The organism is Nocardioidaceae bacterium SCSIO 66511, assembly GCA_023100825.1.
Classification (GTDB): Bacteria; Actinomycetota; Actinomycetes; order Propionibacteriales; family Nocardioidaceae; genus Solicola.
Window position 1 is genome coordinate 559,508 of record CP095846.1, and the last position, 25,416, is coordinate 584,923.

Sequence of the window (25,416 nt, forward strand, 5' to 3'; positions counted from 1 at the left end):
TGACTCTAGCCCGGGAACCGATTCCCGGTGCTAGCCTGGGGTCGGATCGCCACGTAGGACCTTGCTGTGCAGTCGGGTTGCACGACCCGCACCGTCGCAGGAGGAGCAATCGTGTCCGGTAACAAGGCAGTCGCGTACAAGGAACCCGGAGTCGTCGAGGTCGTCGACACCGACTACCCGACGTTCGAGCTGAAGGACGGCCCAGGGGTCAACCCTGCCAACGTCGGAAGAAAGGTGCCGCATGGAGCGATTCTGCGCGCCGTCACCACCAACATCTGCGGCTCCGACCAACACATGGTCAGGGGCCGTACCACTGCACCCGCCGGGCTCATCTTGGGTCACGAGATCACCGGGGAGGTCGTCGAGGTCGGGCCCGACGTCGAGTTCACCAAGGTCGGCGACGTCGCCTCCGTACCGTTCAACATCTCGTGCGGCCGCTGTCGCAACTGCAAGGAGCGCAAGACCGGAATCTGCCTGAACGTCAACCCGGACCGACCGGGCAGTGCGTACGGCTACGTCGACATGGGCGGCTGGGTCGGCGGACAGGCCGAGTACGTGCTGGTGCCGTACGCCGACTGGAACCTCCTCAAGTTCCCGGACCGTGACCAGGCGCTCGAGAAGATCATGGATCTCACCATGCTCTCCGACATCTTCCCGACCGGGTTCCACGGCGCGGTCACCGCAGGCGTCGGTCCTGGCTCAACCGTCTACGTCGCCGGAGCGGGGCCGGTCGGCCTTGCCGCAGCCGTCGGCGCACAGCTCCTCGGCGCTGCGGTCGTCATCGTCGGCGACATGAACGATGATCGACTTGCGCAGGCGCGCAGCTTCGGCTGCGAGACGATCAACGTCGGTGCTGGTGCTCCAGAAGACCAGATCGAACAGATCCTCGGCGTACCCGAGGTCGATGCGGGGGTCGATGCGGTGGGCTTCGAGGCGCGCGGACACGGTGGCGGAGACAAGGCGACGGAGGCGCCGGCGACGGTTCTCAACTCGTTGATGACGTTGACCGCTGCCGGCGGTGCACTGGGCATACCCGGTCTGTACGTGACCGGCGACCCCGGCGGCATCGACGAAGCGGCAAAGGTCGGGTCGCTGTCGATCAGCATCGGTACTGGTTGGGCGAAGTCTCTGTCGTTCACCACCGGCCAGTGCCCGGTGATGAAGTACAACCGTGAGCTGATGATGGCGATCCTGCATGACAAGGTCAACATCTCGAAGGCCGTCAACGCAAAGGCGATCTCGCTCGACGATGCGCCGCGCGGGTACGCCGAGTTCGATGCAGGGGCGGCCACCAAGTACGTCCTGAACCCGAACGGGTACGTCAAGAGCTGACCGGGGTCGCGTACGTACTGGCTCGTTCCGACCACACTGGTGTGATGATGGGCGCCGGTCTCCTCGCTTGGGGGCCGGCGCCCATGTGTGAAAGGACCGCCGAATGCCTGACCGCCCGACGCTGTTGGTACTCGATGACACCGAGGGCCTGATCGAGGCCGCGCCGGCGGCCGAGCGGTTGCGCGAGTTGGCAGACGTACGTTTTGCCGGCTCGCCGGTGGCAGATCTGTCCGACAACGAGCTCGCGGACGTACGCGTGGTGCTCGCGATCCGCGAGCGGACGAAGTTCGACGCGGCGACGCTCGCCCGATTCCCCTCGCTCGAGCTCATCTTGCAGACCGGCGGCCATGCGTACCACGTCGACGAGGCGGCGGCGAGAGCCAGCGGTGTCGCGGTCGCTCTCGGCCGTGGTGCGACGGCGGCGAGCGCCGCTGTCCCAGAGCTGACCTTCGCCCTGATGATCGGTTGTCTGCGGCGCTTCCCGGAGGCGCAGCGCGGAATGGCTTCCGGCGAGTGGCCGGGGCTCGTCGGTCGATGCCTGCGCGGTCGGCGACTCGGCTTGCTGGGTGTCGGCCGGCTCGGCGCGGGTGTTGCGCGGATCGGGGAGGCGTTCGGTATGGACGTCGTCGGCTGGCAACGCCCGGGATCGTCCGGAGCAGACGACGGCGTGACCCGCGTCAATCTCGACACCCTGCTCCGTACGTCCGACGTCGTTTCGATCCATCTCCGGCTGTCGGGCGAGTCGCGCGGTCTGCTCGGCGCGCGCGAGCTGGCGATGTTCAAACCCGGCTCGGTGCTGGTCAACACCGCTCGCGGCGCGATCGTCGACGAAGCGGCCCTGGTCGACACGCTCCGAGATGGCCCGCTCGCTGCGGCCGGTCTCGACGTCTTCGCCGAGGAGCCGCTGGCGGCCGACTCACCGCTGCGGGACCTCCCGAATGTGCTTCTCACCCCGCACGTCGGCTGGACCGTCGAGGAGCACTTCGAGGAGTTCGCGGCCATCGCCGCCCGTCAGCTCGCGGCGTACGTCAGCTGCGAACTCGACCCGGCGGAGCTCCTCGACCCCTCGATGTCGACCCATTGACCGCTGGGCCGCTGCACTGGACCTGTCGGATCTCGGTTGGCATACCGGCTCGAACAGCACATCGCGTACGGTGGCGAGCAGATATCTGGCGGAAGGGGGCGGACGGTGTCGGAGTTCGTCTCGGCAGGCACAGTTGGATCGTCGGATGTGCGACGCCATCACATCCGCCTCGTACTCGGCCTGATCCGCGACGGCGACGGCATCTCGCGCGCCGACCTCGTTGCGCGCACCGGCCTGACGAAGCCGACGGTCACGAGCCTCGTTTCCGATCTCGACAAGCGAGGCATCGTACGCGAGACCGGCACCCGTGAGACGGCGAGCCGCGGTCGTCCGGCACGTCTGCTCGAACTGAACGCCGCGCATGCCGTGACACTGGTCATCGAGGTGAACATCGACCGGGTTGTCGTATCGACCTTCGACCTTCGCGGAGACCTGGTCGCCGAGAACGTCGAGCAGTTCGACGAGTCGCCCCACCCGGACGAGGTGGTACGGATCGCTGCGAATGCGGCAGCGGAGCTCGAGGCCGCACATCGCACGTTGGCCGGGGTCGCGGTAGCTGTGCCGGCGATGATCGACGCAGGAGTCGTGCGATCAGGTCCCCACCTGGGCTGGGACGAGGTCCGGCTGGCGGACATGCTCCACGCGACCACTTCGATCGGTTCGACTCCGGTGATCGTTGACCGGTTGGTGAACTTCTCCGCGGCGTCCGAACGTGGCAGTCGTGGTGGTCTGGCGGACGACGTAGTCGTCGTTTACGGCGACGTCGGTCTCGGCAGCGCACATCTCGTCGACGGTGAGATCGTACGTGGTGCCCAAGGCCTCGCAGGCGAGGCCGGACACACGCTGCTCGACCCGGACGGCCCCATGCACGAATGCGGGCGACGGGGCTGTGCCGCGGCGTTGATCGGCCTCGGTCCGCTGGTACGCGACCTCGGTCTGGGGGAGGGTCGCGTGGGCGCAGCGGGCATGACTGCTCCGGATCTCCTGTCGCGGATCAGCGACCTGGCCGTCGACGCCGATCCCGAGACTCGCGAGGTGTTGGACCGGCAAGGGCGCTGGCTCGGCCGGCTCGTCTCGACACTGCTACACCTGATGAATCCGTCAGAGCTGTTGCTCGGTGGGCATTTCACCACTCTCGCGCCGCTGTACTGGGACGCCTTCGACGACGAACTGCGTGTGCGCGCGCTGCCGCAGCATCTGCGTTCGTGCGAGATCAACGTGTCCGAGCTCGGCGCCGAGTCGGTCCGCAGAGGCGCGCATCGTGTCGTGGCGGACGGCTACCTCGCCCGTTTCTAGGCCTGGGGCGTACTTCGGAATCAACCCTTCCGCGTTCCGCCTTCCGTACGGTAAGGTCTCGATTTAGGTAAAGCGCCTAATACTAAATAAACTCACTGCAGTTAAGGCGGAGGCCGGTATGAAGCGAACGCGTACGACAACGGGGCAGACCGCGATGGGTTCCTGGAGTCGCCGACGCTTCTTGCGGGCGGCCGGAGTGAGCGGTGCCGCCGCGCTCGCACTTCCGGGGTGCGGCGGTGGCGGAGGCGGCGCGCTCGGTGGAGGGTCCGACGGTGAGGTCACCGAACTCGTCGTCCCGACCGCGAGCACCCCGTGGGTCGATGCCTACAAGGCGGTTCTGGCGGAGTACGAGAACAGCAGCGGCATCTCGGTGACGGTGCGCGAGTTTCCCTATGAGGGGTTGGTGACGCAGTACACCAACGACATCCAGAGCGGCGCCGGCACCTTCGACCTGTTCCAGCTCGACGAGGCATGGACCGGCGAGTTCTACGACAAGGAGTGGGCACAACCCGTATCGGATGTCAGCTCCGGCTGGTCGCTCGACTCCGAGACGATCACGTACGCCGACCTCCCGTTCTGGGATCCGAAGGCACGTGCGAGTTCACCAGACGGCAAGCCGATGGGCCTTCCGTACAACGGAAACGTCGAGCTGCTCACGATGCGCTCCGACGTGTACGAAGACCTCGGACTCGAGACACCACGTACCTGGCAGGACGCGATCGAGAACGGCAACCGCGCGATGTCCAAGAAGGCGGTCGAGTTCGGTTACGCGCCGCGTGCACAAGCGGTGCCCAGCGGGCAGTCGATCACCTACACGTTCATGCCGGTGTTCTACAGCTACGGTGCTGACTGGTTTGCAGAGCCGGGCAAGGACTGGACGCCGACGGTCAATACGTCGGAGGCGATCGAAGCGATCACGACGTACCGAGAGCTCGCCCGCCTGGGGCCACCCGAGACGAACAGTCTCGGCCAGGCAGAGGTGATCGCGTTGATGCAGAGCGGCCGGTTGCTCCAGACGCACACGGTCGCCGCTGCGTCGTCTCAGTTTCTCGATCCGGATGCCTCGAACGTCGCCGACGCGGTCTCGTTCGCCGAACTCCCGGCCGGTCCCGCCGGAATCGCTCCAACGAGCGGCACCTGGACGTTGGCGATCCCGGCGGGTCTGCCCGAGAACCGAGCCAAGGCCGCGGCCGACCTGCTGACCTGGTTGGGCGAGCGCGAGCAGCAGCAGAAGTTTGCGGACGAAGGTGGTATCCCCAACCGGCACGACGTTCTCGCGGACGTGACGGGTGAGGCGAGCGCGTACCTGAAGCCGTACGCGCAGTCGCTGGAAAAGGACATCTACCCGTCCATCCGGTATGTCTTCAACGCGGCGATGCTGAAGCCGACCGAGCAGGTCCTCGCGTCCATCACCGCGGGCGACACTGAGCCGAAGAAGGGTATGAACCAGCTGCAGGACGAGCTGACATCGGTTGTCCGCGACGCGGGATTCCTCGACTGACGTATGCGTTCACACTCTCGCCGGACGGCGCTGATCGCGCTGGCGCCGTTCGCAGTTCTCATTGCTGCCCTCGGCGCCTACCCGGCGGCGCAGGTGGTACGAATGTCGTTCTCCGACGTCGGCGTACGCTACGGCGCGTTCGAGTGGGCATTCGCCGGTTTCGACAACTTCCGCGATCTCGCAACCGACCCGATCGCGGGCGAGTCGATACGGGCAACGCTGCTGTTCACGCTTGGCGCACTTCCGTTGAGCCTGCTCATCGGCACCGCCCTCGCGCTTGCAGTTGACCGCGCCCGATGGCTCGGCGCCCTCGCGCGTACTGCCTTGCTCTGGCCGGTTGTGATGACACCGGTGGTGATCAGCGTGCTGTGGTTGCTCTTGTTGAGCCCGACGATCGGCGCCATCAACCGGACGTTCGACTCGTTCGGTCTACCGGAGCAGGGGTGGCTCGGCTCCGGAACGGGCGCGATGGCGTCGGTGATCGCCGTCGACGTCTGGCACTGGACGCCGCTCGTCTTCCTGATCGTCTACACCGCGCTGCGTAACGTCGACGACAGCGTTGTGGAGGCGGCGCGCCTCGACGGAGCCGGCGAGACCCGCCTCGTATGGCACGTCGTGCTGCCGATGATCGCGCCGGCGATCGCCGCCGCGGCAGTGATCCGGCTCGTCATGTGCGTCAAGGCGTTCGACGAGATGTACCTGCTCACCAGGGGTGGCCCCGATGGCGCGACCACGCTGGTCAGTCTCCATATCCGAACCCTCGTCTTCGACGAACGCGCGCTGGGGACCGGCGCGGCATTCAGCCTGCTGGTCGTGCTGGCTCTGACGGCGGTGCTCGGCATTGTGCGCCTTGCACAGCGCAGTCGGATCGTTCTCGCCGCTCGACGGGAGCACGTATGAGTGGCCGGGTGGAACGTACGCCCGCCGGCGGGCGCTCGTGGATAGCGGACGCACTGCTGGCGGTTGCGATCCTGGTCGCTGTCGTGCCGGTCCTGTGGCTGGTCTTCCTGGCGCTCCAGCCGCAGCGCGTGATCATCAGCCGCGGCTGGAACTTCGAGTTCAGCCTGACCAACTTCGAGGCGCTGCTGGAGCCGGGTCAGCCGTACGCAGCGCAACTACTGAACAGCATGGTTATCGTGATCGGCACGGTCCTGATCTGCCTCGTGGTCGGTGCCGTATCGGGATACGCGTTGTCTCAACTACCGGTTCCGCGCAGCGTCGTGCGGATCCTGCTTGCCTTGGCCGGCTTCATCGCCGTCGTACCTCCGATGACTCTCGTGCCTGGACTGTACGTCACCTTGGACCAATTCGGACTGCTTGGAAGCCTCGGTGGCCTGGTGCTGCTCAACGCCGTGTTCCAGCTGCCCTTCGCCGTACTGCTGATGCGCGTCTACTTCGATGCCGTGCCCGCCGATATCGCCGAGGCGGCACGGATGGACGGTGCGGGAGACGTCCGCACGCTCTGGTCGGTCATGCTGCCGATCGTTCGTCCCGGACTCGCGACAGTCGCCGTTTTCACCGCAATCATGGCGTGGAACGACTTCCTGTTCGGCCTGACCATGACTTCTGGCGGCACCACAGCACCGCTCACTGTCGGCATCTCCTCACTGGTCCAGCCGTACGAGACCGCCTGGGGTGAGATGGCCGGGATCGGTGCCGTGGCGGCCGTCCCGCTGATCGTGCTGATCGTCGTCGCCAACCGCCACATCGTCTCGGGTCTCACCGGCGGCGCCGTCAAGGGCTGAGCCCGATCCATCTGATCGACCATGAGCAAGGAGCTGTGCCCACTGATGACGAACGTCGTGCTGATTCTCGTCGACGACCTCGGCTACTCCGATCTCGGCTGCTACGGCAGTGAGATCGCGACGCCGAACATCGATCGGCTTGCGTCGGAGGGCGTACGGATGACCCGCTTCTACAACACGGCGCGCTGCAGCCCGTCGCGGGCCTCGCTGCTGTCGGGTCGCCACCCGCACCAGACGGGGATCGGCATCTTGACCAACGATGATTCGCCACGCGGATACCCGGGCAATCTGCGGTCTGATGTGAAGCTGATGCCCGAGTATCTGCGCGAGCGCGGATTCACGACGGCGATGGCCGGCAAGTGGCACCTAGCCGCCGACGTCCAGAACCCCAACGCTGCCTGGCCGACTCGACGGGGGTTCGAGAGCTTCTTCGGGACGCTCACTGGCTGCGGCAGCTACTTCGATCCGGGAACGCTGACCAGGGGCGAGGAGAACGCGGAGGATGAGGCGCACCGCGACGACTTCCACTACACCGATGCGATCACCGATGAGGCCGTGAACCGGATCGCCGAACTGGCCGGCGGCGACAATCCATTCTTCACTTACGTCGCGTACACCGCTCCGCACTGGCCTCTGCACGCGTCCGAGGAACGCATCGCCGCGTACGAAGACTCCTATGCCGACGGCTGGGACGCGACGCGCGAACGCCGGTTCGAGCGGCAGTGTGAACTCGGCATAGCCGACGAGTCGTGGGAGCTCAGCCCGCGACACCCCGATGCCCCCGCGTGGGAGTCCGAGGAGAACCCGCGGTGGCAGCAGCGACGGATGGCCGCGTACGCCGCGATGGTTACCCAGCTCGATGAGGGAGTCGGCAGGATCCGCGCTGAGCTCGAGCGGCAGGGCGTGCTGGACGACACGATGATGATTTTCCTCAGCGACAACGGTGCATCCGCCGAGGAGCTGCCCTTCATCGAGCTCGACCGCTTCCTGGCGCGTACCGATATCGTCCGCACCCATACCCGAGACGGCGAGCCGGTCGCCGTCGGCAACGACACCGCGATCGATCCCGGTCCAGAGGACACGTACTGCAGCTACGGACTCGGCTGGGCGAACGTGTCGAATACGCCGTTCCGGCTCTTCAAGCAGTGGACACACGAGGGCGGGATCGCGGCGCCGTTCGTGGTCCGGTGGCCCGCTGGAGGAGTGCCGGCCGGAGAGATCGTGCGCACCCCGCGTCAGCTCACGCACGTTCTGCCCACAATCCTGGATGCGGTCGGCCAGGGGACCATGCCGCCTGAGCTCGAGTCGTCGAGCATGCTCGACTCGCTACGGGGAGAGCCCGAGGTCGACACGGCCCCACTGTTCTGGGAGCACATCGGCAACGCTGCGATGCGCACAGCTGAGTGGAAGCTCGTACGTATGTGGGGCTGCGGCTGGGAGCTGTACGACACCTACGACGATCCTTGCGAGCTCGTCGATCTCGCCGATCGCCACCCGGAGGTTGTCGCCGAGTTGAGCGCACAATGGCAGGACTGGGCCGATCGGGTCGGTGTGATCGATTTCGCCGTCACCCGCGATATCTACGCGGACCGGGGCTTGGGCTACCGCGACGCAATCGGCTGAGTAGATCTCGGAGGCAACGCATCGGCCCCCTCGTGCGTCGTACCTGTTAGTAGGCCACTAGTGGTGGCCGAACACATCGCGAGGGAGCAGTGCATGAGTATCGAGTCCCAGGGGCACACCGGCCGTCGCCGTGCCGACGCGCCGGACGAAGTGTCGGGGATCGTGTTCATGCTCGGTGTGATCGCCGTGCTGTGCGTCCTCGCGGTGCTCTTCGTCTGAGTTCACCATTGCCGTACGCCTCAGCGGCGAATGCGGTAGCGCAGGTGGGTGGCGTCGCGTCCTCGGGTCACTCGGATCGTTTCGAGCTGCCGTTGCTCGGTGCCGAGATGGTCGAACAGCCTGCGCCCCTCGCCGAGCAGCACCGGTACAAGATGGAGCTGCAGTTCATCGAGGAGCCCTCTGGTCAGCATCCATTGACCCATCAAGGCGCCGTGAACGAGTACGTTTCCGTCGCCGGCCGCGTTCTTTGACTGTTCGACAGCGGAGGTGAGGTCATCGACGTACGTGACGTTGGGCCAGCTGAACTCCGCAGTGGGCTCGTGTCGGCTGAAGATGAAGATGGGCACGCCGCCGTGGTGGTCGCCGTCCCACCCGTGTGCCGGTTCGAAGGTGCCGCGCCCGGCCAGTACGGAGCCGGTGGACATCACCTCGTCCCAGATCTCGCGGTCCGGGCCGGACAAGTCCTGTGTATGGAGGTGCTTGCCCTTGTCTCCCGGTCCCGACTGGAACCACTCGTGGAGCCGCATGCCGCCATCGCCCAAAGCGTTGTGGCGGGACTCGTTCGGCCCAGTGATGAAACCGTCGATCGACATGGACATATAGAGAACGGTTGACGCCATCGTCGGCTCCGGTTCACTCAGGATTGGTGCAGGCAGACCGAGGCCAACCACGTTAGTTCGTAATCGAACTAGTGTAAAGACGTAACAAATTACGGGTGCGCAGGTACGCCCGGAGCCGCGTCTCACTCAGTAGGTCATTTGTCCCGGACTCTTGACTCAGACAGGTGCAAACGCCATTCTCGCTCTTCAGGTAACCGCTGTGGATGCGGTCCGAGGAGGGAACGCACCATGGGCCCGAGACGTACGATCGGCGTACTTGCCGCGCTGCTCGCCTTGGTCGTGACGGTGGCTGCGTCCGGCGGGGGCGCATCGGCCGGCGGCGCGGATCCGGCGGCGAAGGACAAGTGGTGGGTTCCGACCGATCGACCGGAACCGGATTCGCGGATCAACGTCACGGGTGAGCCCTTCCGCGGGACCGACAAGCATGGCGACGTACGCGGGTTCATCGACGCGCACAACCATGTGATGTCGAATGAGGCCTTCGGTGGGCGATTGGTCTGCGGTAAGCCGTTCGACGAAGCGGGTATCGAAGAGGCCCTCGAGGACTGCCCGGAGCACTACCCCAACGGACTCGGCGCGTGGTTCGAGAACATCACCGGCGGGAGCAACGGTACGCACGACCCCGACGGCTGGCCGACGTTCAACGACTGGCCTTCGCACAAGTCACTCACCCATCAGCAGAACTACTACGCCTGGATCGAGCGTGCCTGGCGCTCGGGGCAGCGCTTGATGGTGACCAACTTGGTCAGCAACGGCGTCATCTGCACGCTGCTCCCGCGCGACCGCGGCTGCAACGAGATGGACGCGATCAGGCTGGAAGCCCGTAAGACCTGGGAGATGCAGGACTACATCGACGACATGTACGGCGGCCCGGGCAAGGGCTGGTTCCGGATCGTCAAGACTCCCAAGCAGGCGCGAAAAGTCATCAAGCAAGGCAAGCTCGCAGTCGTACTCGGCGTCGAGACCTCAGAACCCTTCGGCTGCAAGCAGGTTCTCGGTTTCGCCCGATGCAGTAAGGATGACATCGACCACGGGCTGGACGAGCTGCACGACCTCGGCGTACGCAGCATGTTCTTGTGCCACAAGTTCGACAACGCGTTGTGCGGAGTTCGATTCGACGAAGGCGTGATCGGTACGGTCATCAACATCGGACAGTTCCTGTCGACCGGCACGTTCTGGCAGACCGAGCAGTGCGAGGGCCCTCAGCACGACAATCCGATCGGGATGGTCCGAATCCCTAAGCTGGAGGCGAAACTGCCGGTCGGCACGGTGCTTCCGAAGTACGCCCCCGACGCCCGCTGCAACACTCGCGGGCTGACCGGCCTCGGTGAGTACGCGCTGGACGGCTTGATGAAACGAAACATGATGGTCGAGATCGACCATATGAGCGTCAAGGCCGCAGACCGTACGTTCGACGTGCTCGAGGCGGCAGACTATCCGGGCGTCATCTCCAGTCACAGCTGGATGGATGCGAACTGGACCAAGCGCCTCTACCGGCTGGGCGGCTTCAAGGCCGAATACCCCGGCCAGCCGAAGAGTTTTGCCGAGCAGGCAGCCGACGGCCGGAAACTCAGGCAGAAGTTCCACAAGGGTCTTGGGCTTGGACTCGATATGAACGGTCTCGGCGGCTGGCCTGCTCCCGAGGGCGAGGACGGGAAGTACGCCGTGCACTACCCGTACAAGGGCCTCGACGGCACGACTCGAATCAACCGACAGCAGACGGGCGAGCGTACGTGGGACGTCAACCGCGACGGGATGGCGCACTACGGATTGATGCCCGACTGGCTCGAGCAGGTACGAAAGGCGAGCGGTGGCAAGGCCACCGACGACCTGATGCACGGCGCCGAGTCGTACCTCGAGACCTGGTCGGCCGCGAACTCGTACGGCAGGTAGCCGTCAAGGAACGGGTGCGCTGCGTGTGCGTGGTTCGAACTGGCGAGCCATCACCGGGAGTACGACCGCCACGAGCAACGGGAGTACGAACATGTAGCGCTCGCCGAAGGCATCCGACGTGAAGGCGATGGCAAACGCCGCAACAAGGTAGCCGAGGTAGTTGGCCACGTTGACTCGGGCGATCGCCGTCGTACCGCCTTCGCGGTCGAGGTGTCCGGCTGCCACGTACGAGAGCGGAGGTACGAGCGACAAGCCACCGCCGAGCAACGCGAACCCGATGACCACGACGTACACGCTCGGCGCGGCAACGATCACGACAAGTGCCGCGACCGCGACGATGCCGCTGACTCGTACAACTGCGGTCGCGCCGTAGCGCCCGACCAGTCGGTCGCCGACGAGTCGTACGACGAGCAGCACCGCCTGGTACGCGCCGTACGCGGCCGGTGCTGCGTACGCGGCGGCGTCGAGACCGTCCTGTAGGTAGATGCCGCTCCAGACCGAGGTCGCGGAGTCGTTGACCCACATCGCGAAGGTCGGGATTCCGATCAGGATCACGGGAAGCCACGGCACCCGGTGCGTGGGAGACGGGCCGGATGCCGACTGCGAGCTCGCGGGCTCGGTGCGCAGGAGGTCGGGTCCGGTCAGTGCGTTGGCGGCGAGGCCGACGAGGCAGACGACGGCGAGCGATGCGAACAGCGGCCAGTCCAAGGCGATGGTGAGAGCCGCGTACCCAGCGCCGACGACGGCGGCGATGCTCCACATGGCGTGGAAGCCGGTCATGATGCTGCGGCCGTAGCGGTCTTGGACGGCGACGCCCTGCATGTTCAGCGCCGCATCGACTCCGCCGACGAAGAAGCCGTAGACGCAGGTGCAGGCGACGAGGGCCGGCAACGAGCCGGCCAGACCCGGCAGCACCGAACCGAGCGACGCACCCGCGAGAGCCACCCGCAGCGTCGCGGCGCTTCCCCATCGCTGCGCCGTGTAACCGGCGACGATGCTGCCGACAGCCGACAGAGCCGCGACGGCCGCCAGCAGGAGCAGGACGTCGAGGTCGTCGAGATCGAACTTGTCCTTGATTGTCGCGAGCCTGGTGACGATCGAGGAGAACGTGAGGCCCTGGATCGCGAAGCCGGTGAGTACTGCCCGCCGTGCCGCGACGTCGGTGGCCATCATTAGCCGCGCGCGCTGATGCGGTCGACGACGTGATCTGCGATCGAGTCGAGGATGCGTTCGGCGGAAGCGTTGTTGCCGGCCACGAGGTAGTTCAGGGTCAGCCCGTCGAGCGTGGAGGCGAGGTACCGGGCGAGATCGGCCTTCGACACAGTGGTGTCGGCGTCGAAATGGTCGAGCACCCGATCGATGACCTGCTGGTTGGCCTTGACGTACCGGGCGTACTGCTCCCGCGCAACCTCCTCCAGCCCTGGCTGGCGAAGTACGTACTGCGTCAGTTCGTAGGTCAGCATGTGTTCATCGGGTTTGGCGACGACGTGATCCCAGTACGCCTGGAGGCTCGACCGAACGGTGTCACGCAAGGATGCATCGGGGTCGACGTCGGCGGCGGCCATCGCAGGCGAGGCGGAGTGTTCGGTCAGGGTCTCGATGACGGCTTCGAACAGTGCCTGCTTGGACTCGAAGCAGTAGTGGAAAACGCTCAGCGAGACGCCCGCCTCTCCGACGATCGCACGTGTGGTCGCCTTGGCGATGCCGTCGCGGGTCATGACCCGGATCGCGGCGTCGACGAGCTGGACTCGTCGCTGTGCTGACGACAACCGAGTCATTCGTACGCTCCTGCTGGTGCGGTGATGTGACGGACCGTGGGTCTGGATCGGTTGGGAGCCGGTTCGTCCGCCAATATAGACCCAATTGGTCAGTCGACCCGGACTCTTGACCTGGTACGCCTGGCCCGCGATGCTCGCACCAACCACTGTCACGACGAGGGGCCGCGGATGTCCGACTTGCCGAACCTACCGTCCGACTTCGTCTACGGCGTTTCCACGGCGTCGTACCAGATCGAGGGAGCGGTCGAGGCCGATGGTCGCGGTCGTTCGGTATGGGACACGTTCTGCGCCGAGCCCGGGCGAATCAGGAACGGCGAGACGGGTGACGTCGCATGCGACCACTATCACCGATACGCCGACGACGTTGCGCTGATGCGCGAACTGGGGATCGACTCGTACCGGTTCTCCATCGCCTGGCCGCGCGTTCAGCCAACGGGTTCGGGGCCGGTGAACGACGCGGGTCTCGACTTCTACGACCGGCTCGTTGACGAGCTACTCGCGGCCGACATCAACCCTGCTGCGACGTTGTTCCACTGGGATCTGCCACAGACGCTCCAGGACGAAGGAGGCTGGCGCAACCGCGATACTGCGCACAGGCTTGCCGAGTACGCGACCGTGGTCGCCGAACGGCTCGGTGACCGGGTGCAGATGTGGATGCCGATCAACGAGCCGGTGGTCGTGACGATGTTCGGGCACGCTCTCGGCACGCATGCGCCGGGCGAGCGGCTCGGATTCGAGGCGCTTCCGGTCGCGCACCATCTGCTGCTCGGGCACGGGCTGGCGGTCCAGGCGTTGCGGGCGGAGGGCGTCTCGAACATCGGGATCGCCTCGAACCACCAACCCACCTGGCCGGCGAGTGAGTCTCCCGCCGATCAGGAGGCGGCCGCTGCGTACGACACGTTGATCAACGAGCTCTTCGCCGATCCGATCCTGCGCGGCGAGTATCCGAACGGAATCGGCGACGGCATGCCCGGACCGGTCAGCGAAGACCTCGAGGTGATCGCGTCGCCGCTGGACTGGTACGGAATCAACTACTACCAACCGACCCTTGTCGGTGCCCCGGGCAGCACCACTGGCGCTTCTCCGACGTTGGAGGGCGCCGAGGCCCCCGTCGAGCTGCCGTTCGACCTCGGGCAGATCCCCGACGTGCCCACGACTGACTTCGGCTGGGCGATCGTGCCGGAGGGCCTGACCCAGATGCTCACCTGGTTCCGTGACCGCTATGGAGACTCGTTGCCGCCGTTGTACGTGACTGAGAGCGGGTGTTCGTACCACGACCAGGTCGCCGAGGACGGTCGCGTACGCGACCGTCCTCGGATCGACTACCACCGCGCCCATCTGGCCGCGGTCGCCGATGCGGTCGAGGCCGGCGTCGACGTACGCGGCTACTTCGCGTGGTCACTGATCGACAACTTCGAATGGGCCGAGGGCTACACCGAACGCTTCGGCCTCGTCCACGTCGACTTCGAGACCCAGCGGCGTACGCCCAAGGACTCCTACCACTGGCTACGCGAGCAGCTCGCCGCGCGGCGTGGAAACGGATAGTGCTGGGTACTGCTCGGCTCACTTGACGGTGGGTCTGCTCGAGTGACGAAGCGCGAGCAGGGACGAGCGAGCCATGAGTACGACCGCGACGACGACGACGCAGAGGATCACGATCGTTACCGGACGACCGAGAATATACGAAGGATCGCCATTGGAGTACGCCAAGGTCTGTCGCAGTGATGATTCGAGCGTTGGTTGCAGCACCACTGCCAGGACGAACACGGCCATACTGAAGCCGCTGGCGCGCAGGAGGAACCCGATCAGCCCGGCGATGAGCATGACGATCACGTCGAAGGTGGAGTTGCGGTCGGCGTAAACCCCAATCGTGCAAAGGCCGACGATCAACGGCATCATGACGCGTGGTGGGACCGAGAGCAGTCGTGTGAACAGACCGACCAGCGGCAGGTTGAGCACCAAGAGCATGAGGTTGCCGATGTACATGGCGGCGATGACAGTCCAGAACAGCTCGGGTTCGTCATCGATCAGAGTTGGGCCGGGAACGATCCCGTTGAGGAGTAGGGCCGCGAGTACGAGTGCCATCGTGGGAGCGAAAGGTATTCCCAAAACCATGAGCGGGATGAAAGCGGCCCCCGCGGCGGCATTGTTCGCGGCCTCCGGCCCGGCAACTCCCTCGATCGCTCCGTGGCCGAACTTTTCCGGATGCCGAGAGATTCGCTTCTCGGTTACGTATGAGGCGAACGTCGACAGCACTGCTGCTGGACCAGGCACCAGGCCGAGGAGGAACCCGATAACCGAGCCACGTGCGGCCGCAGGCGCAGCATCGCGCACTTCTCGACGGTTGGGGAGAAGATCGCGCAGGCCGGGCGCGGCGATGGCAGACGACCGCTGGTGCCCACGGACCATGGTGAGTGCCTCGGCAATGCCGAACACGCCCATCACCAGCGCAATGAAACTGAACCCTTGGGCCAAGGTGGTGGAACCCATCGTGAAACGTAGGTCACCGGTTGCGGGGTCCATTCCGACGGTGCCAACCGCGAGACCCAGGCAGATCATGACCAGACCACGCGCCGTCGACCCCTGCGAAAGGGCTGCGAGAAGTACGAGTCCGGCAATGCACAGTGCCATGTACTCCGGTGGCCCGAGCTTGACCGCGACCGAACTGAGGAACGGGGCGAATAGCATCAGGCCGACGATCGAGAGCGTCCCGGCGACGAAGGACGACACCGCCGCCACTGTCAGAGCTGGACCCGATCTGCCCTTCTTCGACATTTGGTTGCCGTCGATCGCCGTAACGACCGACGACGCCTCGCCCGGGATATTGAGCAGGATCGAGGTAGTCGACCCTCCGTACGTGGAGCCGAAGTAGACACCCGCGAAGAGGATCAACGACCCCGTCGGTCCAACCTGGGTTGTTACCCCGAGCAGCACGGACATGGCGCCGATCGGACCGATGCCCGGAAGGACTCCGACAAGCGTGCCGAGGAGAACACCAGCCACGGCGAGCAGGACGTACGTCGGGTCGGCGAACGACGCGAACCCACCGCCTAGGTCGCTGAGCACGTTGGCCCCCTTCTAGACGAGACCTAGACTGCCGGCCGGCAGCGGGACGAACAGCCAGTACACGAAGAAGAACCACACGGTTACACCGAAGGACGCCCCAAGCAGCAGTGGCCACAGCACGCCACGCATGCCCATGAGTTTGGCTATCGCGACGACGGCAGCCGAAAGGGTCACGACGAAGCCGGTGGTGTCGGCCAGCAACGGTACGGCGAGAGCCGCGAGTAGGACACCAACGATCCGCAGCCAGGAACTCGGTCGCTCGGTTTGGCCTCGTTCGTCATGGTCGGAAGGTTCGTTTTGGGCTTCCTGTGCAGCCGCGGTCTCGTCCTCGGCTCTCTCGGAGGAAGCGATACGAGGTCCAGACATCAGTACGACGGCCGACGCGCCGGCGAGCACCGCTGCGACCAGAAGAGGGAAGAATCCGGGGCCGGTGTCGGCCGGTGTGCCAACACCTTCCTGAACAGCCCGATAGCCGTAGAAGAGACCGAACAACAGGAGTACCCCCGCGGTTACGATCTCGGCGGGCAGCCGGCCGCGCTTTTCCGGCTGCCGGTCCATACTCGTCATCCGAGCGTCTCGAGGATCGGCGTCGAGGCTTCGGTCTTGTCGCGCAGATGCTGCGTCGCATCGTCCGGTCCGATACCGCTGACGATCAGTCCTAGCTTTTCTGCCGCGTCGGCGAACTCGTCGCTGTCGATGGCATCGGAGAACGCGCCCTCGAGATCTTCAACGACATCGTCGGGGACTCCGTCGGGCGCTATGACCATGTTGTACGCGCTCCAGTCGATGTCGACACCTTGGCTGGCGAACGTCTCTACATCGGGCACCAGATCGACAGGTTTTGCAGCGGTGACGCCGAGGGCCCGGATCTTGCCGGACTTCAACTGCGGCAGAGCGCTAGCCAACTGCATCACGCCGACGTCGACGTTGTCGCCGAGTAGAGCGGTGGTCGTGGCTTGGTCGCCGTCGAAATCGATGTGCTTGAGTTTGACCCCGGCCTTCTGCTCGAACTCAGTTGCCGGAATCGCGTAGTTGAGCGGGCCTTCCCCGATCGTGATCGACGACGGCTCATCCTTTGCCGCGTCAATGAGGTCCTGCAGATTCTGGTACGGCGACGCTTCCGGTACGACGAAGATGATCGGGGACTCGATCACCTCGTCGATCATCGTGAGCGCATCCGGGTCGTACGCGATCTCTTCGACCTGAGGCACCAGCGTGAGCGGGCCGTCGGGGACCACTCCTATGGTGTAGCCGTCGGCCTTCGCTTGGAGGATCTCAGTGGTGCCGACGGAGCCGCCCCCACCATCTCGGTTGACGATCTGAAGGTCTTCGCTCAGCGCATCGCCCTCGTTGATGATATCGGCGAGGGCACGTGTTGTCGTGTCGATGCCGCTGCCGGCCGGGTACGGAACGATGACTTGGATTGAGCGCTGCGGGAAGTTGCTCGGTGCGTTTTCGCGCGCACCGCACGCAGCGATCGGCAGCATCGTTGCGAGTGCGATTGCGGCAACGTACGTGCAACGGCGCGATGGGGTGGCCTTCATCTGCGACTCCTCTGCGTTCCGGACGCCGACATCAAATCCAAGTGCCGTCTGGGGTGTGGTGAGGACCACAGTCGACTACGCGAATCGCAGCACGTCAAAGACGTGAATCCATCACAACTCATTGCGTAGGGCAATGTGTCATTCATTGGCTTCGGCGATGAGTCGCAGTCCTTTTTGCTCTTTGACGCACTGTGTCAGACGTACAGAGGATGAAATTGCCCCGCAGGCGGCCGCCTCGCGAACGATTTCGAGAAGGAGCGTACCGATGGTAGACCGCCCGCCCCCTGGTTCCTCGGCATCAACGGTTCTGCTTGATGTGGACGATCGTGTCGCGACGCTGACGCTGAGCCGACCGGAACGCCGGAACGCGATGTCCTGGGAGCTTCTCGTAGACCTGGTGTCCGCTGTGGAAGCGGCGAGCACGGACCCGCAGGTCGGCGCCATCGTGCTTACCGGCGCTGGGCGAGACTTCAGTGTCGGCGCCGACCTCGCCCGGGTGGCCTCGGATCGTCGTAGCGACCAGGACAGCCGTACGCTCCGCGGGCGCTCAAGGGACGACGATGTCGAGCGACTCACGTTCGCCTCGAAAGTTGCGGAGCTCATCGTGTCGTGCCGCAAGCCGACAGTAGCGAAGCTCAACGGTGCATGCGCCGGTGCCGGTCTGAGCCTCGCTCTGGCGACCGACTTTCGAATCGCGGCGACCCGAACGGTGATCAACACCGCGTTCGTGAGTGCAGGAGTTTCCGGAGATCTGGGTAGTGCGTGGCTGCTGGCGAGGGCTGTGGGCGATGCCCGTGCGCGTGCACTGCTCCTCGACCCGATGAAGATGACCGCGGACGAAGCGCTCGTGGCGGGTATTCTGACCGAAGTGTCGACCGACCTGGATGCTCGTGTCGAGGCGCTGACCTACAGGTTGGTGCGGCAACCCCCGACGGCGATCGCGTTCGCGAAGGAGAATCTCGCCGACGCGGCTTCACTCACTTTCCCCGACTACTTACGCCAGGAGATCCCGCGCATGGTCGACAGCGCTGCCAGCACGGACGCTCGCGAGGCAGCCCGTGCGTTCCTGCAGAACCGACGCGTGCATCCGTCAGGTGAGTGACCGGGATGAGTGGGCCCCTGGAAGGGATTCGTGTCATTGAGTTCGGCCACTACATAGCTGCTCCGGCCGCCACCCAGATCATGGTTGATCTGGGCGCAGAGGTCGTCAAGGTCGAGCCACCGTCCGGCGATCAGGCTCGTTCCATCGGTGCGTACGGCGAGGGCATCGTGTGTGCGTACAACCGGGGCAAGCGTTCCGTGGTCCTCGATCTCAAGGACCCGGAGGAGCGCAGCGTAGCGCTGGATCTCATCGGCGCAGCTGACGTTGTCGTGCAAAATCTGCGTGCAGGGGCGATGGAACGGCTTGGACTCGACCGGGAGCGCCTGACGGCAGCCAATCCGCAACTGATCCACGTGGCGATCTCCGGGTTCAGCCGAAAGGGACCCTCCGCCGATCGGGCCGGTCTCGATATCGCTGCCCAGGCCGAGAGCGGGCTCATGTCGGTCACGGGCGAGCGCACCGGTGAGCCGCAGCGTGTGGGTTTCCCGATCGCCGACGTCGGGGCGAGCTATGCGGTAGTGCAAGCCGTCCTCGCCGCTCTGTTCCGCCGCGAGCGAACCGGCAAAGGCGGCCACGCGGACATCTCTCTCGTCGATGTCGCCATCCACATGCAGTCGGCGCTGTGGGGCGAGTGGCACGCGTCGGGTACGCAACCTCGTCGTAAAGGGAACGGGCAAGCTACCGTCGCGCCGGCAGCTGACCTCGTCACGACCGCTGATGGTGAGATCGTTCTATCCGCGTACACGTCGGAGCACTTCTCACGTCTGTGTGCCTTCTTGGAGAAGCCATGGATGACAACCGATCCGCGCTTCGCCGACAACGATGCCAGGGTGCGGCATCGTGCTGAGTTGCTGGCCGAGATTTCAGCAGTCCTCCGCGGCTTCACCACCGAGGAGTGCGTGCGGCGTTTGGGTGCGATCGGCCTGGTGGCCGCTGCGGTCCGGACCTTCGCCGATGTGAAGACCGCTACAGATATCGCCGCAAGCGAGGTGTTCGTTACGGCGCGAGATACGGAGGGTCGCGACTTTGCGGTCCCGGGCCTTCCGTTCAGTCTCGATGGGTCGGCAGCGCGCACTGGCTTGTCGGTCGCTGGTATCGGAGCCGATAGCGAGTCGGTGCGACGCCAGTGAAGCCCCAAGAGGACGCGGCGGGGCCGACGCGAGGAATGAACCTGCGTGAACTCGAGTGCTTCTTAGCCGTGGTGGACCACGGCGGAATCACCCGCGCGGCATCTGCGCTCTATCTGGCACAGCCGTCGCTGTCGCAGGTAATTCGCCGACTAGAAGAGAGCATCGGCGTCGAGCTGTTCCGACGAGTGGGGAGGGGCCTGGTGCTCTCGCCCGCGGGAGAGGCGCTTGTCGGGCCCGCGCGTCAGGTGATGCGCGATCTCATCCATGCGCGCAGTGTCGCCGCGGGATACCGGGGGCTATCCGGCGGCCGGGTCGACCTCGCGGTCTCCGCGTCGCTGACATCGAGCTTTCTGGCCGCTTGGGTCGGTGACTTCCGGCGTCAGCATCCGCAGATCACGGTGCGACTCACCCAACACGATGGTGACACCGGTGAAATCGCGGCACTCATACGGTCCGGAGCCGCTGAGGTCGCTTACACCGTTAGCCCGATGACCCAGCCCGGAGTGAAGTGTGCACACATCGGGAAGGGAGAAATCGTCCTGGCTCTCCCGCTCGGCTGGGGCAGAGATCTCCCGGACCCGGTGCCCTTGCCGATGCTCAACGGCTTGCCGATGGTTGTAGATCGTGGAATCGGGCGTAGCTATTTGGCGACGATCCGCGATGAGCACGGGATCGATCCGAACGTGGTCGTGGACATCAGTGAATCCGGAGACCTACTTCCTCTGCTCACCTCTGGCGCGGGCGCAGCGCTGCTACCGATGCGCCAGGCCATGGAAGCGCGACGACGTGGTGCTGTGCTGCGCATGCTGGACCCGCCTCCGACTCGCGATATCTATGCCATTACTCCGACGACCTCGCTCACGCCCCCGGCTCAGCGGTTCCTCGATCTGAGCATCGACAACATTCAGCGTTGGCACCGAGCAGTCGGCAAGCGAACCTCGCAAGGAATGAAGCTGCTGGATGCCGCCGTCGAAGCCGATGACCTGATCGAGAGGGCATATCGACGCCGAGCTGGGACCGAACCCACTCAGTAGGGGCCGGGTGGTTCATGTGGCCGACTCCGATGAGCAGAAGTGCACAGGCCTCTTAGCCTGCCGGGAGCCGACTGGGCGTCCACCCGTCCGCTCCGCCGGTTGCTCCTTTCACAGTTCCCCCGCCTACTTCGGTTGCGTCCTTCATCGTTTCCCCACCGCTGCGGTTCTCTTCTTTGGCGGCGACGACGCCGGGTACGCGACTGGTGGCCGCCTTCCCGCGACCATCCCGCCCCATTTTCCCTGGGACCTTCACAGTTTCCGCACTTCGCCACGATCCCGTTTTCCCAACAAAACAAGGTGATTCGACCCTCTCAGCTCTTGCTCCTCGAACTTCTGTGCGATACAATAGGTTCCATGTTCGAACCGCAGACCTACACCCGCCTCCACGATCAGGCGCGGCAGGCTGCGGACGCTTCCGAGCTCATTGGCCTCGCGACCGATGAGCAGCTGTGCCAGTCGTTGCGTGACCTGCAAGCGGCGTTGGATTTGCTCGACGGGGTACGCGCCTCGCTGTTCGCGCAGCTGAAAGAGTCTGAGGCCCACAAGTCCGACGGTGCGTCCACGGTCGCTGGGTGGGCTCGCCAAGAGTTGCGCATGGGGTTGGGTGAGTCGCGGCGGCACACCAAAGCCGGACAGACCTTGAAGACGTTGCCGAAGGTCGCCGCCGCTCTGGATGCCGGTCAGATTCGGGGTACGCATGTCGACGAGTTCACCGTCGGGGTCACCAAAGTCGGTGCGGACATCATGAGCGACCTGCAAGACGTCCTCGTCCCACTCGCACGGAACTGTGAGCCGCGTGATCTGCGGGTCGCGATCAACGAGCTGAACGACATCGTGAACTGTGAAGAACGCGATAAGGCGTATCAGCGGGGGATGAACAAACGCGACATCCGGGTCGACAAATGCGGTGACGGGTTTTATGTGTCGGGGATGCTCGACCCCGTCACCGGAGCAAAGTTCGCCCGATGGGCCAAAACCGTGTCAATGCCTGAGTACGACGGCGACGACCGCGCACCGTCCGACCGGAGGGTCGACGGACTCGGACGGATGCTCGACGACCAAAACACCCCACCCCCGACCGAACAGCAGCAGCCGGCAGATAAGCAGTCCGAGCAGTCCGCCGACGAGCAGCCTGGTGAGTCATCCGAGCAGGAGCCGTCGAGGCCGCGTCGGCGCGCGGACACCACTCTGTTGGTCCTGGCCGACCTCGAAACCCTGCTGCGTCTGCCTGGTGCACGTCCGGCGACGTTGGTCGGGTTCGGCCCCATCGGGCCGCAACTGCTGGGCTACCTCACCTGCGGCGCCGACACGTCGGGCATCCTCACCCACGGCACGACGAACGGCCCGGTCCCGCAGGCCAACATCCTGAACGTCGGGCGTACCAGCCGCCTCGCCACGACAGCGCAACGCAAAGCGATCACCGCCAGACAAGACGGCATCTGCGCCAACCCCGGCTGCGGCTCCACCTTCCTGGAGTTCCACCACGTCAACTGGTGGAACCGCGACGGCGGGCGTACCGACCTGTCCAATTTGGTCGGGATCTGCGGCGGCTGCCACCACCTCGTCCACCAGAACAAGCTGATCATCAAAGCCGACGGCCACGGCGGGTTCACATTCCACCGCTCCACCGGCGCCGTGATCGACGACCACGCCCGCATCACGAAACAACGCATCCGCGACCTCATCGCCAAAATCCGCCACACCGCCGAAACCGGCGACGAGCCCGAACCATCGGTACCGAAACCACGGATCGACGCTAGCTGGCTCACCCCACTCACACCAGACCAACGCTCACCCGGCGAGCAACACCTCTACGCACACCTCACCCACCGCACCTAGCAAATTCGGGTCACCGATCAGCCCGCCCCGGCGGGCTGATCGGCATGCGTATGCTCTGACCGGAAGCTGTCGAAGCCGACGGAGGTAGTGATGGCAGACAACACGCCCGAATCGGACTTCTCGCATGGCGCGGCGTATGTGGATGGTCAGCTGGTTCCGGTCGCGGATGCGCGAATCCCCTTACTGGACACGGGTTTGACCCGATCCGACGTCACCTACGACGTTGTTGCGGTCTGGGACGGCGGGTTCTTCCGGCTCGACGATCACCTCGACCGCTTCCTGCGCGGATGCGAGCAACTCCGGATGCAGGTCCCACTCGGGCGCGCCGAAATCGCCGACGTACTGACTCGCCTGGTTGCGGTGTCCGGACTGCGGGAGTCGTACGTCGAGGTCATGTGTACGCGCGGCATTCCGCCCGCAGGGTCACGCGATCCACGTACGTACCCCAACCGGCTCTATGCGTACGCCATCCCGTACGTATGGATCCTGCGGCCGGAAGACACCGAAGCGGGCATGGACGCCGTGATCGTGCGCTCGACCCGCCGGATCCCGTCCGACTCCATCGACCCGACTGTGAAGAACTTCCACTGGGGTGACCTCACCCGCGGTCTGTTCGAGGCGTACGACCGTGGAGGGCAGCATCCGATCCTGCTCGATCATCGCGGGTACATCACCGAAGGCCCCGGTTACAACGTCTTCGCGCTGACCGGCGACGAGCTGATCACACCCGCGACTGGCGTACTCGAAGGCATCACCAGGCGCACTGTGCTCGAGGTCGCTGCCGAGCACGGTGTGGCGACTCGAATCACTGATGTCGAGGAATCCTCGCTGCGCAACGCAGCTGAGCTGTTCGCTACCTCGACGGCCGGTGGCATCATGCCCATCACCTCGATCGACGGAGTGCCCGTCGGTGATGGGCGCGCCGGCCCGGTGACGAGCCAGCTGCGTGATGCGTACTGGAAGGCGCACTCCGATCCGCGCTACGTGACCACCGTCGACTATCAGGCGTTTGCGACGAATGGCTGAGCCGCCGCCCGCGATCGTCGAGTCGCTGCGCCGGGCGGGGTGCGTGTTCGCCGAGGACGAGGCGCAGTTGCTGACCGAAGCCGCGCAATCGGCGGAGCAGCTTGCCGCAATGGTCGAGCAGCGCGTATCCGGCACCCCGCTCGAGCACCTACTCGGCTGGGTCGAGTTCGCCGGTCTGCGCATTGCCGTTGACGACGGGTTGTTCGTCCCGCGCCGGCGCACCGAAGTGCTCGTACGAGAGACGCTCAACGTCATCCGGCCCGGCGGAGTGGTCCTCGAACTCTGCTGCGGAGTCGCTGCCGTCGCGACCGCGGTCGCCGCCGAGTCAGACGGTGTCGAGGTTCATGCCGCAGACCTCGACCCGGCAGCCGTACGTTGTGCGGTACGCAACCTCGCGAGCGTCGGGGGGAAGGCGTACGAGTCCGACCTGTTCGACTCGGTGCCCGAGTCGCTGCGCGGCCGCGTCGACGTTCTCGTCGCCAACGCGCCGTACGTACCGACCGATGCGATCGCGACGATGCCACCCGAAGCGCGAGAGTACGAGCCACGCGAATCGCTCGAAGGTGGCCCCGACGGCGTCGACCTCCACCGGCGAATAGCCGACGGCGTACGCGACTGGCTCGCGCCCGGCGGGCACCTGATCATCGAGACCAGTGAGCGTCAGGTGCTGTTGACGATGGACGCCTTCACCCGCAACAGGCTGGAGGCCAAGGTCGCCCGCGCCGAGGATGTCGACGGTACGGCCGTGGTCGGGTCAGCGCCGCGCTGAGAGCCACCGCTGCAGGGCGACCGCGAGTCGGACGGGCTGATCGAACTGGATCAGGTGTCCGGCGCCCGCGATGATCTCTAGCTCTGCGCTGGGGATCAGCTCGGCCAGCCGATGCGCGCGATCGACCGGAATCCAAGCGTCGTCGGCACCCCACACGACGAGCACCGGCATCTCCAGCTCGCCGTAACGCTCCTCGACTTCGGCGGTGAATCGCTCATCGGCCTGCGCGATCTGGCGATAGAACGCCGGCTGACCATCCTCGGTGAGCCATGGCGCGGTCAGCAGCTCGCGTTGATCCTCTGTCAGACCTTGGCCACTCGCCGACTCGATGTACGCCTCGAGCGCACCGCGATGCACGGCAGACGGCTGGGAGGCGAAGGTGTCGGCGTGCTGCGCGACCAGCCGGAAGAACGGCGACCCCCACGGACGCAGAGCCACCACGTCGACGAGTGCGAGCGATGCATACTGCGCCCCATGCAGGAGGTGTGCGCGCAGAGACACGGCCCCGCCGAAGTCGTGGACGACGACGTCTGGCCGGGGCAACTCCCAGTACGTGAGCAGATCGGCGAACAGCTCGGCCTGCGTACCGAGGTCGACGGCGTGCTCGGGGTGCATCGACGATTGTCCGTAGCCGGGCATATCCCACAGGTAGACGGTGTGATCGCGGGCGAATGCCTCGGCGTACGCGCGCCAGAGCGCCGACGACCAAGGCGTGCCATGGCACATCACCACTGCGGGACCGGACCCGATGCGGTCCCAGGCGACAGTGCGCCCGCGCCACTCGAAGCTCTCGGTCAGAGTGTGGTCGATCATGG

The 25,416-nt window shown here is 65.3% G+C and carries 22 protein-coding genes; 15 read left to right on the plus strand and 7 right to left on the minus strand.

What is annotated here, in order from left to right:
- Positions 1–111 precede the first annotated feature (111 nt).
- The 7 genes from fdhA to MU582_02635 all read left to right on the plus strand — a co-directional run bounded on the left by fdhA (position 112) and on the right by MU582_02635 (position 8,581).
- Positions 112–1,332 (plus strand): formaldehyde dehydrogenase, glutathione-independent, encoded by a 1,221-nt coding sequence (fdhA, locus tag MU582_02605; GenBank protein UPK75547.1) that lies wholly within the window; start codon positions 112–114, stop codon positions 1,330–1,332.
- Between the two features lie 103 nt (positions 1,333–1,435).
- On the plus strand, positions 1,436–2,416 hold the full coding sequence (locus MU582_02610) for a D-2-hydroxyacid dehydrogenase family protein (protein ID UPK75548.1): 981 nt from the start codon (positions 1,436–1,438) through the stop codon (positions 2,414–2,416).
- Positions 2,417–2,521: 105 nt separating this feature from the next.
- Positions 2,522–3,712 (plus strand): ROK family transcriptional regulator, encoded by a 1,191-nt coding sequence (locus MU582_02615; protein ID UPK75549.1) that lies wholly within the window; start codon positions 2,522–2,524, stop codon positions 3,710–3,712.
- A gap of 118 nt (positions 3,713–3,830) precedes the next feature.
- Positions 3,831–5,213: an extracellular solute-binding protein gene (locus MU582_02620; GenBank protein UPK75550.1), complete on the plus strand. Its 1,383-nt coding sequence runs from the start codon at positions 3,831–3,833 to the stop codon at positions 5,211–5,213.
- A gap of 3 nt (positions 5,214–5,216) precedes the next feature.
- Positions 5,217–6,113, plus strand: a complete 897-nt coding sequence (locus MU582_02625) for a sugar ABC transporter permease (protein ID UPK75551.1) — start codon at positions 5,217–5,219, stop codon at positions 6,111–6,113.
- The gene (locus tag MU582_02630) at positions 6,110–6,958 is read left to right on the plus strand and encodes a carbohydrate ABC transporter permease (protein ID UPK75552.1); all 849 of its coding nucleotides are present in this window, start codon (positions 6,110–6,112) and stop codon (positions 6,956–6,958) included. Before MU582_02625 ends, MU582_02630 begins: the two co-directional genes overlap by 4 nt.
- Before the next feature lie 45 nt (positions 6,959–7,003).
- Positions 7,004–8,581: an arylsulfatase gene (locus MU582_02635; protein UPK75553.1), complete on the plus strand. Its 1,578-nt coding sequence runs from the start codon at positions 7,004–7,006 to the stop codon at positions 8,579–8,581.
- 239 nt (positions 8,582–8,820) lie between these two features.
- Here MU582_02635 and MU582_02640 read toward each other — a convergent pair whose 3' ends face one another.
- Positions 8,821–9,420 carry a dihydrofolate reductase family protein gene (locus MU582_02640; protein ID UPK75554.1) on the minus strand — a complete coding sequence of 200 codons (600 nt, stop codon included), beginning with the start codon at positions 9,418–9,420 and terminating at the stop codon, positions 8,821–8,823.
- Positions 9,421–9,648: 228 nt separating this feature from the next.
- Here MU582_02640 and MU582_02645 point away from each other — a divergent pair, with 228 nt between their 5' ends.
- A complete protein-coding gene (locus MU582_02645) occupies positions 9,649–11,313 on the plus strand; it encodes a dipeptidase (GenBank protein ID UPK75555.1) in 1,665 nt (554 codons plus the stop codon).
- Between the two features lie 3 nt (positions 11,314–11,316).
- Here the strand turns inward: MU582_02645 and MU582_02650 are convergent, their stop codons facing one another.
- Both MU582_02650 and MU582_02655 read right to left on the minus strand, forming a co-directional pair.
- A complete protein-coding gene (locus MU582_02650; protein UPK75556.1) occupies positions 11,317–12,486 on the minus strand; it encodes an MFS transporter in 1,170 nt (389 codons plus the stop codon).
- The gene (locus tag MU582_02655) at positions 12,486–13,091 is read right to left on the minus strand and encodes a TetR/AcrR family transcriptional regulator (protein ID UPK75557.1); all 606 of its coding nucleotides are present in this window, start codon (positions 13,089–13,091) and stop codon (positions 12,486–12,488) included. Before MU582_02655 ends, MU582_02650 begins: the two co-directional genes overlap by 1 nt.
- Before the next feature lie 168 nt (positions 13,092–13,259).
- Between MU582_02655 and MU582_02660 the strand changes: the two genes are divergently transcribed.
- A complete protein-coding gene (locus MU582_02660) occupies positions 13,260–14,636 on the plus strand; it encodes a GH1 family beta-glucosidase (GenBank protein UPK75558.1) in 1,377 nt (458 codons plus the stop codon).
- Between the two features lie 18 nt (positions 14,637–14,654).
- Here the strand turns inward: MU582_02660 and MU582_02665 are convergent, their stop codons facing one another.
- The 3 genes from MU582_02665 to MU582_02675 are packed head-to-tail and all read right to left on the minus strand — an operon-like array spanning position 14,655 to position 17,701.
- Entirely contained in the window at positions 14,655–16,157 is a 1,503-nt protein-coding gene (locus MU582_02665) for a tripartite tricarboxylate transporter permease (protein ID UPK75559.1), read from the minus strand.
- A 12-nt stretch (positions 16,158–16,169) separates the two neighbouring features.
- Positions 16,170–16,715 carry a tripartite tricarboxylate transporter TctB family protein gene (locus MU582_02670; GenBank protein ID UPK75560.1) on the minus strand — a complete coding sequence of 182 codons (546 nt, stop codon included), beginning with the start codon at positions 16,713–16,715 and terminating at the stop codon, positions 16,170–16,172.
- 5 nt (positions 16,716–16,720) lie between these two features.
- A complete protein-coding gene (locus MU582_02675) occupies positions 16,721–17,701 on the minus strand; it encodes a tripartite tricarboxylate transporter substrate binding protein (GenBank protein ID UPK75561.1) in 981 nt (326 codons plus the stop codon).
- 316 nt (positions 17,702–18,017) lie between these two features.
- On the opposite strand from MU582_02675, the gene MU582_02680 reads away from it, so the two are divergent.
- The 6 genes from MU582_02680 (at position 18,018) to MU582_02705 (ending at position 24,601) form a co-directional block, all read left to right on the plus strand.
- The gene (locus MU582_02680; protein ID UPK75562.1) at positions 18,018–18,803 is read left to right on the plus strand and encodes an enoyl-CoA hydratase-related protein; all 786 of its coding nucleotides are present in this window, start codon (positions 18,018–18,020) and stop codon (positions 18,801–18,803) included.
- Positions 18,804–18,808: 5 nt separating this feature from the next.
- Entirely contained in the window at positions 18,809–19,933 is a 1,125-nt protein-coding gene (locus MU582_02685) for a CoA transferase (GenBank protein UPK77098.1), read from the plus strand.
- A gap of 35 nt (positions 19,934–19,968) precedes the next feature.
- On the plus strand, positions 19,969–20,967 hold the full coding sequence (locus MU582_02690) for a LysR family transcriptional regulator (protein ID UPK75563.1): 999 nt from the start codon (positions 19,969–19,971) through the stop codon (positions 20,965–20,967).
- A 354-nt stretch (positions 20,968–21,321) separates the two neighbouring features.
- Positions 21,322–22,806 carry an HNH endonuclease gene (locus tag MU582_02695; GenBank protein ID UPK75564.1) on the plus strand — a complete coding sequence of 495 codons (1,485 nt, stop codon included), beginning with the start codon at positions 21,322–21,324 and terminating at the stop codon, positions 22,804–22,806.
- A gap of 90 nt (positions 22,807–22,896) precedes the next feature.
- Complete coding sequence (locus tag MU582_02700) at positions 22,897–23,832, plus strand: aminotransferase class IV (protein UPK75565.1); 936 nt, start codon at positions 22,897–22,899, stop codon at positions 23,830–23,832.
- On the plus strand, positions 23,825–24,601 hold the full coding sequence (locus MU582_02705; GenBank protein ID UPK75566.1) for a putative protein N(5)-glutamine methyltransferase: 777 nt from the start codon (positions 23,825–23,827) through the stop codon (positions 24,599–24,601). Before MU582_02700 ends, MU582_02705 begins: the two co-directional genes overlap by 8 nt.
- On the opposite strand, the gene MU582_02710 is transcribed toward MU582_02705, so the two are convergent.
- Complete coding sequence (locus MU582_02710; GenBank protein ID UPK75567.1) at positions 24,587–25,414, minus strand: alpha/beta hydrolase; 828 nt, start codon at positions 25,412–25,414, stop codon at positions 24,587–24,589. The genes MU582_02705 and MU582_02710 overlap by 15 nt on opposite strands.
- Positions 25,415–25,416 lie beyond the last annotated feature (2 nt).